At 65.8% G+C, this 14073-nt stretch carries 13 protein-coding genes and 1 other RNA gene; 8 read left to right on the top strand and 6 right to left on the bottom strand.

The window, feature by feature from the left end; translation table 11 throughout:
• Positions 1–2: 2 nt before the first annotated feature.
• Genes ACXJKM_RS12915 through ACXJKM_RS12925 form a run of 3 tightly spaced genes read left to right on the top strand, consistent with a single transcriptional unit; the run spans position 3 to position 3960 of the window.
• Positions 3–1172: a PilT/PilU family type 4a pilus ATPase gene (locus ACXJKM_RS12915; RefSeq protein ID WP_235532062.1), complete on the top strand. Its 1170-nt coding sequence runs from the start codon at positions 3–5 to the stop codon at positions 1170–1172.
• Positions 1169–2029 carry a 50S ribosomal protein L3 N(5)-glutamine methyltransferase gene (prmB, locus tag ACXJKM_RS12920; RefSeq protein ID WP_457352763.1) on the top strand — a complete coding sequence of 287 codons (861 nt, stop codon included), beginning with the start codon at positions 1169–1171 and terminating at the stop codon, positions 2027–2029. Before ACXJKM_RS12915 ends, prmB begins: the two co-directional genes overlap by 4 nt.
• Complete coding sequence (locus ACXJKM_RS12925) at positions 2026–3960, top strand: ATP-binding cassette domain-containing protein (RefSeq protein WP_457352765.1); 1935 nt, start codon at positions 2026–2028, stop codon at positions 3958–3960. Before prmB ends, ACXJKM_RS12925 begins: the two co-directional genes overlap by 4 nt.
• On the opposite strand, the gene ACXJKM_RS12930 is transcribed toward ACXJKM_RS12925, so the two are convergent.
• Positions 3957–4319, bottom strand: a complete 363-nt coding sequence (locus ACXJKM_RS12930; RefSeq protein WP_056202148.1) for a DUF1304 domain-containing protein — start codon at positions 4317–4319, stop codon at positions 3957–3959. The two genes, ACXJKM_RS12925 and ACXJKM_RS12930, sit on opposite strands and share 4 nt — an antisense overlap.
• A gap of 121 nt (positions 4320–4440) precedes the next feature.
• On the opposite strand from ACXJKM_RS12930, the gene ACXJKM_RS12935 reads away from it, so the two are divergent.
• The 3 genes from ACXJKM_RS12935 (at position 4441) to ACXJKM_RS12945 (ending at position 6920) form a co-directional block, all read left to right on the top strand.
• Positions 4441–4926, top strand: coding sequence for a MarR family winged helix-turn-helix transcriptional regulator (locus tag ACXJKM_RS12935; RefSeq protein ID WP_457352767.1), 486 nt, complete (start codon positions 4441–4443; stop codon positions 4924–4926).
• Between the two features lie 31 nt (positions 4927–4957).
• Positions 4958–5392: an organic hydroperoxide resistance protein gene (locus tag ACXJKM_RS12940; RefSeq protein ID WP_457352769.1), complete on the top strand. Its 435-nt coding sequence runs from the start codon at positions 4958–4960 to the stop codon at positions 5390–5392.
• Positions 5393–5474: 82 nt separating this feature from the next.
• On the top strand, positions 5475–6920 hold the full coding sequence (locus ACXJKM_RS12945) for an esterase-like activity of phytase family protein (RefSeq protein WP_457352771.1): 1446 nt from the start codon (positions 5475–5477) through the stop codon (positions 6918–6920).
• A gap of 3 nt (positions 6921–6923) precedes the next feature.
• Here ACXJKM_RS12945 and ACXJKM_RS12950 read toward each other — a convergent pair whose 3' ends face one another.
• Positions 6924–7859, bottom strand: a complete 936-nt coding sequence (locus ACXJKM_RS12950; protein ID WP_457352772.1) for an asparaginase — start codon at positions 7857–7859, stop codon at positions 6924–6926.
• A 68-nt stretch (positions 7860–7927) separates the two neighbouring features.
• Between ACXJKM_RS12950 and lexA the strand changes: the two genes are divergently transcribed.
• On the top strand, positions 7928–8599 hold the full coding sequence (gene lexA, locus ACXJKM_RS12955; protein ID WP_056202140.1) for a transcriptional repressor LexA: 672 nt from the start codon (positions 7928–7930) through the stop codon (positions 8597–8599).
• A gap of 60 nt (positions 8600–8659) precedes the next feature.
• Here the strand turns inward: lexA and ssrA are convergent.
• From ssrA to ompA, 4 genes are all read right to left on the bottom strand, one after another.
• Positions 8660–9032: a transfer-messenger RNA gene (gene ssrA / locus ACXJKM_RS12960) on the bottom strand.
• 14 nt (positions 9033–9046) lie between these two features.
• Positions 9047–9685, bottom strand: coding sequence for an HAD-IA family hydrolase (locus tag ACXJKM_RS12965; RefSeq protein WP_457352774.1), 639 nt, complete (start codon positions 9683–9685; stop codon positions 9047–9049).
• A 32-nt stretch (positions 9686–9717) separates the two neighbouring features.
• Complete coding sequence (gene ubiG, locus ACXJKM_RS12970) at positions 9718–10422, bottom strand: bifunctional 2-polyprenyl-6-hydroxyphenol methylase/3-demethylubiquinol 3-O-methyltransferase UbiG (protein WP_457352776.1); 705 nt, start codon at positions 10420–10422, stop codon at positions 9718–9720.
• Between the two features lie 74 nt (positions 10423–10496).
• Complete coding sequence (gene ompA, locus ACXJKM_RS12975) at positions 10497–11153, bottom strand: outer membrane protein OmpA (RefSeq protein ID WP_056202133.1); 657 nt, start codon at positions 11151–11153, stop codon at positions 10497–10499.
• 264 nt (positions 11154–11417) lie between these two features.
• Here ompA and gyrA point away from each other — a divergent pair, with 264 nt between their 5' ends.
• On the top strand, positions 11418–14072 hold the full coding sequence (gene gyrA / locus ACXJKM_RS12980; RefSeq protein WP_056202130.1) for a DNA gyrase subunit A: 2655 nt from the start codon (positions 11418–11420) through the stop codon (positions 14070–14072).
• The last annotated feature ends 1 nt before the right edge of the window (position 14073 follow it).

Genomic DNA, 14073 nt, shown 5'->3' on the forward strand with positions numbered 1-14073 from the left:
TCATGAGCAGCCCCGGCGCCGGCAACATGGAACGCATCCTGCGGCTGATGGCCGACAAGGGTGCTTCGGACTGCTATCTGTCAGCCAACATGCCGGTGCTGATCCGGATCAATGGCCAGACCGTGCAGCTGTCAGACCAGCTGCTGACGCCGCCCCAGCCGCGCCAGCTCATCGCCGAGGTCATCGACCCGGCATCGCTGGCCGAACTGGACAACACCGGCGAGCTGAACATGGCGGTGTCGGTGCGTGGCGTGGGGAGCTTCCGGTTGTCGGGCTTTCGCCAGCGCGGCTCGATCGCGGGCGTGTTCCGCCACATCCCGCACGACATCCCGACGCTGGAGAGCCTGCAGCTACCGGGCGTGCTGGGCACGATGATCAAGGAAAAGCGCGGCCTCATCCTGATGGTGGGCGCCACCGGCACCGGCAAGAGCACCACGCTGGCCTCCATGCTGGAGATGCGCAACCAGACGATGACCGGGCACATCCTCACCATCGAGGACCCGATCGAATACCTGTTCAGCAACAAGCGCTCGGTCGTCAACCAGCGCGAGATCGGCCGCGACACGGCGTCGCTGCAGATCGCGCTGAAGAACGCGCTGCGCCAAGCACCCGACTGCATCCTGATCGGCGAAATCCGCGACCGCGACACCATGACGGCGGCCATCAGCTATGCACTGTCCGGCCACCTGGTGCTGGCCACGCTGCACGGCAACAACACCTACCACGCGCTGAACCGCATCCTGTCGTTCTATACGCCCGAGTCCCGCCCGGCGCTGCTGAACGACCTGGCGGCTGGCCTCAAGGCCATCGTGTCGCAGCGCCTCGTGCGCGCCACGACGGGCGGGCGCGTGCCCGTCGTCGAGATCCTTTTCAATACCAAGCTGACGTCCGAGCTCATCGAGCAGGGCGATTTCGCCGGCGTGAAGGAGGCGATGGAAAAGTCCATCGCCGAGGGTTCGCAGACCTACGAAGAGCATTTCGCCAAGCTCATCACCGAAGGCACCATCACCCGAGAGGAAGGCCTGGCGTTCGCTGACTCGCCGACCAACCTGCTGTGGCGGCTGCAGAACGAAGCGCCGGGCCAACGCCTGGTCACGGCGCCGCGCAAAGAAGAAAAGGCCGGCGACGACGCCAGCTTCACAGAAATCACATTGGACGTCCGCGGCTCTTGAAACTGATCACCTGTATCGAAACCCAAGCCGCCCGCCTTGACCAGGCGGGCGTGTTTTTTGGCCATGGCACCTCGACCGCCTTTGATGAGGCCGCGTGGCTGGTGCTGTGGCGCCTGGGACTGCCGCTGGACGCGCTGAACGAACACGCCGAGCGTGAACTGAACGAGGCCGAACTGGCCAACGTCACCGAACTCGTCGACCAACGCATTGCAACACGCAAGCCCGCCGCCTATCTGACCGGCGAGGCCTGGCTGCAAGGCGTGCCCTTCACCATCGACGAGCGCGCTATCGTGCCGCGCAGCTTCATTGCCGAGCTGATTGCCGACGCCAGCATCGACCCCTGGCTGCATCCGAGCAGCCGCCGCGTGCTGGACCTGTGTACCGGCAACGGCAGCCTGGCGGTACTGGCGGCGATGGCCTGGCCCGACGTCGAGGTGGATGCGCTGGACATCGACATCAACGCCCTCGCCGTGGCCAAGCTGAACGTGGAGCGCCACAACCTGGCCCTGCGTGTGCGCTTGCTGCAGGGCGACGGCCTGGCCGGAGCGCAAGGACCCTACGACCTGATCCTCTGTAACCCGCCCTACGTCAACAGCCAGAGCATGGCCGCCCTGCCCGCCGAATACCTGGCCGAGCCCGAGCTGGCCCTGGCCGGCGGCGCCGACGGCATGGACTTCATCCGCGAGTTGCTGCGCGCCGCGCCTGCCGCCTTGAACGACGACGGCGTGCTGGTGCTGGAGATCGGCAACGAGCGTGAAAACTTCGAGGCGGCCTTCCCCGCGCTCGAAGTCGTCTGGATGGAGACCTCCTCCGGTGCCGACCAAGTCCTCCTGGTCACCAAGGAGGCCCTGCAATGATCACGCTGCGCGACATCACGCTGCGCCGCGGCGTCAAGGTGGTGCTGGACAACGCCTCCGCCACGCTGCAGCCCGGCGAAAAGATCGGCCTGGTCGGCCGCAACGGCGCGGGCAAATCCAGCCTGTTTGCGCTGCTGACGCACCGCCTGGGCAACGACAAGGGCGAGGTCGAGGTGCCCAAGCACTGGCGTCGTTCCGAGGTCGCCCAGAACATGCCCGAGACCGAGGACGGCGCGACCGACTACGTGCTCGAAGGCGACCTGCCGCTGGTTGCTGCCCGCGCCGCGCTAGAAGCCGCCGAAGCCGCCAACGACGGCCATGCGATGGCCGACGCCCACGCGCTGCTGGCCGACGTTGGCGCCTTCGACGCCCGCTCCCGCGCCCAGGCGCTGCTGATGGGCCTTGGCTTCAAGACCGAGCAGCTCGACGCTCCCGTCAACAGCTTCTCCGGCGGCTGGCGCATGCGCCTGCAGCTGGCCCGCGCGCTGATGTGCCCGGCCGAACTGATGCTGCTGGACGAACCCACCAACCACCTGGACCTGGACGCCCTGGTCTGGCTGGAAGCCTGGCTGCAGCGCTACGACGGCACGCTGATCATCATCAGCCACGACCGCGAATTCCTTGACGCGATCACCAAGGTCACCCTGCATCTGGACGAAGGCAAGCTCGTGCGCTACGGCGGCAACTACACCAGCTTCGAGACGCAGCGCGCCGAGCGCATGGTGCTGCAGCAGGCCGCCTTCTCCAAGCAGCAGGACCGCGTGGCCCACCTGCAGAAGTTCATCGACCGCTTCAAGGCCAAGGCCAGCAAGGCCAAGCAGGCGCAAAGCCGCGTGAAGGCGCTGGAGCGCATGGAAAGGCTGGCGCCCGTGCTGGCGTCTGCCGACTTCAATTTCGAGTTCCGCGAGCCGCTGAATCTGCCCAACCCGATGCTGATGTTCGACGAGATGTCGGCCGGCTATGGCACGACCACGATCGTGCGCGACATCGACCGCTCGGTGCTGGCCGGACAGCGCATCGGCATCCTCGGCGCCAACGGCCAGGGCAAGTCGACGCTGGTGAAGACCATCGCCGGTACCCAGCCAGCGCTGGCGGGCAGGCTAACGCAGGGCAAGGGCCTGTCCATCGGTTACTTCGCCCAGCAGGAACTGGACGTGCTGCGCCTGGACGAAGGCCCGCTGGAGCACATGGTGCGGCTGGCTCGCGAGGTCGGCCCAGCCGGCCGCGAGCAGGAACTGCGCGACTTCCTCGGCCAGTTCCGCTTCACTGGCGACATGGTCAACCAGCAAGTCGGCAGCCTGTCTGGCGGCGAGAAGGCGCGGCTGGTGCTGGCCATGCTGGTGTGGCAACGCCCCAACCTGCTGCTGCTGGACGAACCCACCAACCACCTGGACCTGAACACCCGCGAGGCGCTGTCGATGGCGCTCAACGAGTTCGAGGGCACCGTCATGCTGGTCAGCCACGACCGCGCGCTGCTGCGCGAGGTCTGCGACGAGTTCTGGCTGGTGGCCGACGGCGTCGTCAAGCCTTTCGACGGTGACCTGGACGATTACCAGAAATGGCTGCTCGACCAAAGCAAGGAAGCCGCCCGTGCGGCCAAGAAGGGTTCCGCACCCGCTGCGGCGCCTGCGCCAGTGATTGCGGCGGCCCCGGCACCGGCACCCCGCGAGGACCGCAAGGCCTCAGGCCAGGCACGCGCCAAGCTGGCCGACCAGACACGCCCGTTGCGCAAGGAGATGGACGCCATCGACAAGCGCCTGCACGCCCTCGCCTCGGAGCGCGCCGAGATCGAGGCCCAACTCGCCGAGGGCGCTGCCGCCTCGGCCATTGCCGAGATGGGCAAGCGCCTGAAGGCGATCAGCGACCAGCTCGAAGCCGACGAGGCGCGTTGGCTGGAGCTGGGTGAGCAGATCGAGGCGCTGAACGCCTAGATCGCGAGCACCGCTGCCAGGGCAATCGCGCCTGGCAGCGCCTGCACGAAAAGGATCTTCTTCGAGGCCGTGGCCGCGCCGAACACGCCGGCCACGACGACGCAACCCAGGAAGAACACCAGCCAGGGCTTGCCCGCGCCTGCGGCGCCCTGCATCAGGCCCCAGGCCAGGCCTGCGGCGAGAAAGCCGTTGTAGAGCCCCTGGTTGGCCGCCAGTGCCTTGGTCTGCTCGGCGAAGTCCGCCTTCAGCCCGAAGGCCTTGCGGCCCAGCGGCTTGGTCCAGAAGAACATTTCCAGCACCAGGAAATACAGGTGCAGCAGCGCCACCAGCGCCGACAGCACGATTGCGACCATCTGCATCGTTTCTCCTCGTCTTTTGTGATTGGGGGTGGCGCATCGTCTCAGATCGCCCTAGCGTCCGGTGTCGCATGAAAGACCATTTAACTTGTACGCAATTGAATTGCGAACTACATTAATGGCCATGGCACGCAGCAAGACCCCACCCCCCAACGCCGATCCCCGCGGCGAATGGCTGCAGCTGGACCGCCAGCTCTGCTTCGCGCTGTACAGCAGCTCGCTGGCCATGACCCGCATCTACAAGCCCCTGCTGGCGCCGCTGGGCCTGACCTATCCGCAATACCTCGTCATGCTGGTGTTGTGGGAGGTCGAAGGCCCCAGCGTCTCACAACTCGGCCAGCGCCTGTCGCTGGACTCGGGCACGCTGACGCCGCTGCTCAAGCGCCTGGAAGCCCTGGGCCACATCGAGCGCCGCCGCGCCAGCGACGATGAGCGCCGTGTCGACATCTTCCTGACGCCGCAGGGCCGCAAGCTGCGCGAGCAGGCACTGGACATCCCCGGCCACCTCGCCTGCGCCAGCGCCTGCGAACTGGACGAGGTCATCGCGCTGACGCAGCGGCTCACGCAATTGCGCCAGCAACTCAACCGGGCCGCCGACACGGCTGCCTGATTTCTTCCCCCACCACCCCAAAGGAGCCACCATGGCCATCGAAAAAGCCCTCTACACCGCCACCGCCACTGCCACCGGTGGCCGCGCCGGCACCGCCAAGTCGTCTGACGGCGCCATCGACGTGACGCTGTCCACGCCCAAGGAACTCGGCGGCGCCGGCGGCCCGGGCACCAACCCCGAGCAGCTGTTCGCGGCCGGCTATTCCGCCTGCTTCATTGGCGCCATGAAAGCCGTCGCCGGCAAGCAGAAGATCAGCCTGCCTGCCGAGGTCTCGATCACCAGCGACGTCGCCATCGGCCCGCACGCCAACAAGCCCGGGGCCTTCGGCATCCAGGTCGACATGAAGATCTCCGTGCCCGGCATGGACCGCGCCGCCCTGGAGGCTCTGGTCAAGACCGCCCACGAGGTCTGCCCCTACTCGAACGCCACGCGCGGCAACGTCGACGTCTCGCTGACTGTCGTCTAACCGTCGTCTGAATGGGCGTCACGCCGGCGTCACGCGCGCCGGTCAGCATCGCGGGTTTTCCAATCACACCCGGAGACCCGCGATGCGCCTCTTCCTGACCACCGCCATCGCCAGCGCCCTGCTGGCCCTCGCCGCTCCATCCCGCGCGGCCGAACCGGTGCTGATCGGCATGGGCAACCTCAGCGGCTCGCTGAGCGACCTTTCCGGCCTGAACTACTCCCTCGAAAGCGGCCTCGCGGCCAACCTGCTCGGCGGCATGGGCTCGGGCCTGGCCTGGGCCGGCGGCAACACCTTCCTGGCGCTGCCGGACCGCGGTCCGAACGCCAATGACTGGGGCGCGCCGCAGCTCGACAACACGACGTCCTTCATCGCCCGCTTCCAGACGGTGCAGCTCAGCCTCACCGCCAACGCGGCCGGCTCCGCCCTGCCCTACGCGCTGACGCCGACGCTGCAGGCCACCACGCTGCTGTCCAGTTCCACAGCGTTGAACTACGGCCCCAAGGCCGCGACACTGAGCGGCATCGTGGACAGCAGCACAGTCCTCGCCGGCAGCAAGAACTACTTCTCGGGCCGCTCCGACAACTTTGCCGCCGGCCTGTCGACCAACCCGGCCAACGCGCGCCTGGACCCCGAAGGCATCCGCGTCTCCAACGACGGCAAGAGCGTCTTCATCTCCGACGAGTACGGCCCCTACGTCTACCAGTTCGACCGCGCGACGGGCGAGCGCATCCGCACCTTCAGCCTGCCGAGCAGCTTCGCCGTTGGCAACGTCAGCTCTTCCGGCGCCGCCGAGATCTCTGGCAACACGGCAGGCCGCGTCGCCAACAAGGGCATGGAGGGCCTGGCCATCTCGCCCGACGGAAAGACGCTGTTCGGCTTCGTGCAGAGCCCGCTGGCCCAGGACGGCGGCGACGGCGGCCGCTACAACCGCATCGTCAAGATCGACGTCGCCACGGGAGCCACCAGCCAGTTCGCTTTCGACAACCAGATCAACGGCAAGGCCTACAACAGCAGCGAGTTGCTGGCACTGAACGACCACGAACTCATCGTGCTGGAGCGCGACGGCAAGGGCATGGGCGACGGCTCCAAGGCGGCGGTGAAACAGCTCGTCAAGATCGACCTGACCGGTGCCGCCGAGGTCAGTGGCATCGCTGACCTGCGCACCCAACCCGGCACGGCAATAGTCGGCACGCGATTCCTCGACATCAAGGCCGCGCTCAACGCCGCCGGCATTTCCGACGCGCTGATACCGGCCAAGCTCGAAGGCATTGCCTTCGGCGAGGATGTCATCGTCAACGGCAAAACGATGCACACGCTGTATCTCGCCAACGACAACGACTTCCTGGCCACGGCAATCCCGAACGGCGGCAGCGCGCCGGCAGCCTACGGCAACCAGTTCTACGTCTTCGCTTTCGACGGCAATCTGACCAACCAAGCCATCGCGGCCGTGCCTGAACCCAGCCAATATGCCCTGCTGCTGGCCGGCCTGAGCCTGGTCGGTTTCGTGGCCCGGCGCCGCAGCCGCTGAGGCTCAGTCGCCCAGCAGGCTCAGGATCAGTTCGATCCTGGCCTTGACCGGGCTCAGCGCGCCGGCGCTGGGCAGCAGCCCGGGCAAGTCCATGACCGGGCCGGCGTCGCAGCGCGTGCTGCGCCAGACCTTGACGCCGCCGGCCCGGGCTTCGTGCAGCGCGGCAGCCAGCGTGGTGCTGAGCGTGCCGTTGCCCGTGCCAGCGGCGACCAGCCCGTCGATGCCTGCCGCGCAGAGCGCCCGCACGACAACGCCATCCGCACCGGCATGGTTCATGACGATCTCGACCCTCGGCCAGCGTGCGGCCGGCCGGGCGATGCGCGCCAGCCCCAGGCCATCGCCCACGGGCCAGCGGCCAAGCTGGCGCACGACGCCCTCCTCCACCCGCGCCACCAGCGCCCCGTCGACCGACTCGAAGGCGTCAACGCGATAGCTGTGTGTCTTGCGCACCTGGGTCGCATCGTGCACACGGCCTGCGAATGCGACGACGACGCCCGCCGCATCGGGCGTCGCTGCCACCTGCACCGCATCGAAAAGGTTTTGCGGCCCGTCGGGCGCCAGCGCCGTCGCCGGCCGCATCGCGGCCGTCAGAACGACGGGCTTGACAGGTGCCAGCACGCGCTGCAGGAAGTAGGCGGTCTCCTCCAGCGTGTCCGTGCCATGGGTGATGACGATGCCAGCGACTTCAGGCCGGTCGAGGTGCTGCTGTACGGCGACTGCGAGCCGCTGCCAGGTCGCGAAATCCATGTCCTTGCTGTCGAGCTGGGCAACCTGCTGCGCCTCGAGCTTCTGGCCCGACAGCGCGGGCACTGCCGCCAGCAAATCCTCAACGCTCAATTGCGCCGCCGTGTAGCCCACACCGTCGCTGGCGGTTTTGGCAGTGCCGGCAATCGTGCCGCCGGTGCCCAGAATGACGATCAGACGGTCAAAGGTTTGCAATTTCTTGGATTCCTGGATGAAAATACAGGTGCTGGACAAATTTCCAGCCCTGACGAAAAGGCCGCCCCGTGCAAGACCGACCCAAGCTTACCGCCCGACAGCAGCAGATCTTCGACCTGGTCCGCAACGCGATCGAAAGCACCGGCTCGCCACCCACCCGCGCCGAGATTGCCGCCGAGCTGGGTTTCAAGTCCGCCAACGCGGCCGAGGAGCATCTGCAGGCCCTGGCTCGCAAGGGCATGCTGGAACTCGTCGGCGGCACCTCGCGCGGCATTCGCCTCAAGTCCGATGCGCTGAGCGCCGTCAACCGCGCCCGCCAATTCAACCTTCCGATTCCCCACTTCGCCCAGCTGACCCTGCCCCTGATCGGCCGCGTCGCCGCTGGCGCGCCCATCCTCGCGCAGGAGCATGTCGAGCAGACCTATACGGTCGAGCCCGGCCTGTTCGCTAGGAAGCCCGACTACCTGCTCAAGGTCAAGGGCATGAGCATGAAGGACATCGGCATCCTCGATGGCGACCTGCTGGCTGTGCAGTCGGCCAAGGAGGCGCGCAATGGCCAGATCGTCGTGGCTCGGGTCGGCGACGAGGTCACGGTCAAGCGCTTCAAGCGTGGGCCTGATGGCATCCAGTTGCTGCCCGAGAACGCCGATTTCGAGCCCATCCGCGTCGATGAGCACAGCGAGAGCTTCAGCATCGAGGGCCTGGCTGTTGGGCTGATTCGCGGACAGGGGTTCAATTGACCCCGGCGCACTCGAGATGAAAAAAGGCCCGTGTCACCGACACGGGCCTTCTCAATTGGATGGTGGAGCCGGGGGGAATTGAACCCCCGTCCGCAAGCCATCACCGGGCAGATCTACATGTTTAGCCGGCTGATTTGAATCTCACGGTCAATTCGCGCAGTGGCACGCTAGCTTTCCCGCCAGTCACTTGATCTCACGCCCCACCGAGTGACCCGGTGCGACGCCAGCCGATGTGAGTGACTTCTCAGCCTTGCCCCTTGCGGAACTCAGCCCGGCCCATCGGCCTGCCGTTGAGAAGCTCATCCGCAATTAAGCGGCGAGTGCGAACGTAGAGTCGTTTGCAGTTACTTTGTTTCCAGTGGTTTTACGAGCGGACTGGTGCTCGACATGCCCTACTCCGGATCCGCACCCACGTCGAAACCAAGTCGGCCCCAGAGACCTCGCATCTTAGGCCAGACCGAGCGCTTTCAAGAGCTCACCCGGCGCGGACAGCTCCAGGTCGGCGCCCCAATGACGAAATTCACCGCTATGGCCGAGATAGCCCCACGCTGCAGCGGCCGTTGCCATGCCGGCAGCGCGACCGGCCAGGATGTCGCGTTCGTCATCCCCGACGTAGAGACAGGACCGGGGTGGCATGCCCAGGCGGCGTGCGGCTTCCAGCAGCGGGGCGGGGTGCGGTTTGGTGTGCCCTGTCGTGTCGCCGCCCACGATGGCGCCGGCCGCCAGACCCAGCGCCTTGGCCAACGGCAAGGCGAAGCGCTCGGCCTTGTTGGTGACGATGCCCCATGCCAGGCCCGCATCCGCGAGCCCGAGAAGTTCCGCCTCGATGCCGACAAAGGCGCGCGTGCTGTCATACATCAGCGCTTCGTAACGATCCAGGAATTCACGCTTGAGTTCCTCATAGCCCGACTGACCAGGCGCCGCGCCGAAGGCTTGGCCCAGCATGCCGCGCGCGCCGGAGCCGCCATGCGGCCGATATTGCGGCAACGGCAGCGGGGTGAGACCATGATCGGCGCGCATCGCATTGGCCGCCGCCGCAAGGTCAGCAGCACTGTCGATCAGCGTGCCGTCCAGGTCGAACAGCACGGCCCGCAAATGCGACCAAGGCGCAGGGAGCTTCAAGCGGGACGGCGGCAAGCCAGCAGGTAGTTCACGTCGGTGTCGCTGCCGAGGCTGTAGCGCTGCGTGAGCGGGTTGTAGGTCAGGCCGCGGCTGCCTTGTAGCTCCAGGCCGGAGTCGCGGCAGAACTGCGACAGCTCCGATGGTTTCAGGAAGCGCGCGTATTCGTGCGTGCCCTTGGGCAGCATCTGCAGTACGTACTCCGCACCAACGATGGCGAGCAAAAACGACTTGGCGTTGCGATTGAGCGTTGACAGGAAGACCCAGCCGCCGGGCTTGACCAGCATCGCCAGCGCCCGCACGACCGAGGCCGGGTCGGGCACATGCTCCAACATCTCCATGCAGGTAACCACGTCGAAGCTGGCCGGTTGTTCAGTGGCCAACGCTTCGACAGCGATTTCGCGGTATTCCACGCCTTCGGTCCCCGCCTCCATGGCGTGCAGTTCTGCGACGCGCAGCGGCTTGGTCGACAGGTCGATGCCCAGCACCTGGGCGCCGGCACGCGCCATGGAATCGCTCAGAATGCCGCCGCCACAACCGACGTCCAGCACACGCTTGCCTGCCAAAGGGCAGAGCTGCTGAATCCATCCCAGGCGCAGCGGGTTGATCTCGTGCAGCGGTTTGAAGTCGCTCTCGGGGTCCCACCAGCGGTGGGCCAGTTCGCCGAATTTGGCGAGCTCTTGCGGATCGGCGTTGATCGTCATGACATCCAGAAAGTAGAAAAGCCCCGACGGCGGACCGTGCGGGGCTTTGCGCAAAGCGCCCGAGGGCGCTGAGCTTACTTGTTGCGCGTACCGACGACTTCGATCTCGGTGCGGCGGTTCTTGGCGCGGCCTTCGGTCGTCTTGTTGTCGGCGACGGGCTGCTTTTCGCCCTTGCCTTCGGTGTAGACGCGGTTCGGCTCGACACCCTTGCCAACCAAGTAGGCCTTGACGGCTTCCGAGCGGCGGATCGACAGCTTCTGGTTGTACTCATCGCTGCCCACCGAGTCGGTGTGGCCAACGGCGATGATGACTTCCAGGTTGATGCCCTTGGTCTTGCTGACCAGGTCGTCCAGCTTGGCGGTGGCTTCGGGCTTCAGCGTCGACTTGTCGAAGTCGAAGAAGGCATCAGCGGCGAAGGTAACCTTCTCGCTGACCGGAGCCGGCGGCGGGGGAACCGGCTTCGGAGGCTGGGGAGCCGGGGCCGGAGGCGGGGGAGCAACCGGTACCGGCGGCTCAACCTTGGGTGCCGGCTTGATTTCGCCGTCGCAGCCCTTGGCGGCCGTAGCGGGTGTCCAGAAATTGTCGCGCCAGCAATATTCGTTGGTGCCGTTCTTCCAGACGGTGCCGTCGGTTGCGCGCCAGTTGTCGATAGCTTGGGCCGATGCGCCAGACGCAGCAACGGCGACCGCGGCCACCGCAAACAGCGACGCCACACGATTCAGTTTCTTCATGATTCTCCTCTCAAGGAATGCCGCAGTTGCCCTGCGAGAGTCAGTACTCAACCTCTAACCTCAGGAGAGACTTTAGGGTTTCTCCTAGGGACCCGACGATTGTGCCATGGGGGCACCGAGACCAACGCATTGTGGCGGCCTACGTTCAAGGCCATGGTGACGATGTTGCGCTGCTGCTACAGGGGGGCGGGCCGCATAGAATTCGCGCCTTTCACCTACCTCTGAGGACGCCGCGGCCGTGTAGCGCGTGCGTCATCCTGCCGCATGACCCAGTTCGCCAAGGAAACCCTCCCGATCAGCCTCGAGGAGGAGATGCGCCGCTCCTATCTCGACTACGCGATGAGCGTGATCGTGGGACGCGCCCTGCCCGATGCGCGTGACGGCCTGAAGCCGGTGCACCGTCGCGTGCTGTACGCGATGAACGAGATGGGCAACACCTACAACGCCAAGTACCGCAAGAGTGCGCAGGCGGTGGGCGAGACCATGGGCAAATACCACCCGCACGGCGACTCGGCCATTTACGACACCATCGTCCGCATGGCGCAGCCATTCAGCCTGCGCCACATGCTGATCGATGGTCAAGGCAACTTCGGCTCGATCGACGGAGATAACGCCGCTGCAATGCGATACACCGAGATTCGTCTCGACAAAATCGCTCACGAAATGTTGGCTGACATCGACAAGGAAACCGTCGATTTCGGGCCGAACTATGACGGCAGCCATAAGGAACCCCTGGTACTGCCGACCCGTTTGCCGAATCTTCTGGTGAATGGCGCTTCGGGTATTGCCGTGGGTATGGCCACGAATATCCCGCCGCACAACCTCAACGAGGTTGTCGACGCCTGCCTGTTCGCGCTGAAGAGCCCGGAATGCACCGTTGACGAGCTGATGGAGATCATCCCGGCGCCGGACTTCCCGACCGCCGGCATCATCTACGGCCTGGCTGGCGTGCGCGATGGCTACCGCACCGGCCGCGGCCGCGTCGTCATGCGCGCCAAGGTGCATTTCGAGGACATCGACAAGGGTTCGCGCCAGTCGATCATCGTTGACGAGATCCCCTACCAGGTCAACAAGAAGACCCTGCTTGAGCGCATTGCCGAACTGGTGCAGGAAAAGAAGATCGAGGGCATCAGCCACATCCAGGACGAGTCCGACAAGTCCGGGATGCGCGTGGTCATCGAGCTCAAGCGCGGTGAAGTGCCCGAGGTGGTGCTGAACAACCTGTACAAGCAGACGCAGCTGCAGGACAGCTTCGGCATGAACATGGTCGCCCTCGTCGATGGCCAGCCCAAGCTATGCAATCTGCGCGACATGGTCATCGTGTTCCTGGAGCACCGCCGCGAGGTGGTGACCCGCCGCACGATCTACGAACTGCGCAAGGCCCGCGAGCGCGGCCATGTGCTGGAAGGCCTGGCGGTGGCGCTGGCCAACATCGACGAATTCATCGAGACCATCAAGACCTCGCCGACGCCGCCCGTCGCCAAGGCTGCCCTGATGGCCAAGAGCTGGGATTCGTCGCTGGTGCGCGAGATGCTGTCGCGCACCGAGACGCTGTCGGCCGGTGGCCCCTCCGCCTACCGTCCCGAAGGCCTGGAGCCCGAGTACGGCATGCAGGCCGACGGCCTGTACCGCCTGTCGGAATCGCAGGCTGGCGAAATCCTGCAGATGCGCCTGCAACGCCTGACTGGCCTGGAGCAGGACAAGATCGTCGGCGAGTACAAGGAAGTGATGGCGGAGATCGCCGATCTGCTCAACATCCTTGCCACGCCTGCCCGGGTGACAACCATCATCAGCGACGAGCTGGTGCAGCTGAAGAACGAGTTCGGCCAGACCAAGCTGGGCGCTCGCCGCAGCGTCATCGAGCACAACGCCCAGGAACTCGGCACCGAAGACCTCATCACGCCGACCGACATGGTCGTGACGCTCTCGCACACCGGCTACATCAAGAGCCAGGCATTGAGCGAATACCGCGCTCAAAAGCGCGGCGGCCGCGGCAAGCAGGCCACGCAGACGAAGGACGACGACTGGGTCGACCAGCTCTTCATCGCCAACACCCACGACTGGCTGCTGTGCTTCTCCAACCGCGGCCGCGTCTACTGGCTCAAGGTCTGGGAAGTACCGCAGGGCTCGCGCAACTCGCGCGGCAAGCCCATCGTCAACATGTTCCCGCTGCAGGCCGACGAGAAGATCACCGTCGTGCTGGCGCTGACCGGCGAGTTCCGCAGCTTCCCTGAAGATCACTTCATCTTCATGGCCACGGCCATGGGCACGGTCAAGAAGACCTCTCTGAAGGACTTCAGCAATCCCCGCAAGGCCGGCATCATCTCCGTCGACCTGGACGAGGGCGACCACCTGATCGGCGCCGCACTGACCGACGGCCACCACGATGTGATGCTGTTCAGCGACGGCGGCAAGGCCGTGCGCTTCGACGAGGACGACGTGCGCCCGATGGGCCGCACCGCCCGCGGCGTGCGCGGCATGATGCTCGAGCCCGACCAGCGCCTCATCGCCATGCTGGTGGCCGAAGACGAAACCCAGAGCGTGCTGACCGCCACCGAGAACGGCTACGGCAAGCGCACGTCCATCGTTGAGTACACGCGCCACGGCCGCGGTACCAAGGGCATGATTGCCATCCAGCAGAGCGAGCGCAATGGCCGCGTCGTCGCCGCGACGCTGGTGCGCCCCGAGGACGAGATCATGCTGATCACCGACAAGGGCGTGCTGGTGCGCACCCGCGTCAGCGAGATCCGCGAACTCGGCCGCGCCACGCAAGGCGTCACACTGATCGCGCTGGACGACGGCAGCAAGCTGTCCGGCCTGCAGCGCATCGTCGAGAACGACGCCAACGAGACCGATGCCCCTGCCGAAGATGGCGAGGCCGGCCTTACCGATGACTCCTCCGAAGCCCCCAAGGACTGAT

The organism is Roseateles sp. P5_D6 (assembly GCF_054049415.1).

What these genes read in the sequence shown, in the direction of transcription:
- ACXJKM_RS12930 (WP_056202148.1), bottom strand. Translation starts at nt 4,319, where the DNA reads ATGCAGATGGTCGCAATCGTGCTGTCGGCGCTGGTGGCGCTGCTGCAC.
- gyrA (WP_056202130.1), top strand. Translation starts at nt 11,418, where the DNA reads ATGACCCAGTTCGCCAAGGAAACCCTCCCGATCAGCCTCGAGGAGGAG.
- ACXJKM_RS12915 (WP_235532062.1), top strand. Translation starts at nt 3, where the DNA reads ATGAGCAGCCCCGGCGCCGGCAACATGGAACGCATCCTGCGGCTGATG.
- ACXJKM_RS12940 (WP_457352769.1), top strand. Translation starts at nt 4,958, where the DNA reads ATGGCCATCGAAAAAGCCCTCTACACCGCCACCGCCACTGCCACCGGT.
- ACXJKM_RS12945 (WP_457352771.1), top strand. Translation starts at nt 5,475, where the DNA reads ATGCGCCTCTTCCTGACCACCGCCATCGCCAGCGCCCTGCTGGCCCTC.
- ACXJKM_RS12935 (WP_457352767.1), top strand. Translation starts at nt 4,441, where the DNA reads ATGGCACGCAGCAAGACCCCACCCCCCAACGCCGATCCCCGCGGCGAA.
- ompA (WP_056202133.1), bottom strand. Translation starts at nt 11,153, where the DNA reads ATGAAGAAACTGAATCGTGTGGCGTCGCTGTTTGCGGTGGCCGCGGTC.
- ACXJKM_RS12925 (WP_457352765.1), top strand. Translation starts at nt 2,026, where the DNA reads ATGATCACGCTGCGCGACATCACGCTGCGCCGCGGCGTCAAGGTGGTG.
- ubiG (WP_457352776.1), bottom strand. Translation starts at nt 10,422, where the DNA reads ATGACGATCAACGCCGATCCGCAAGAGCTCGCCAAATTCGGCGAACTG.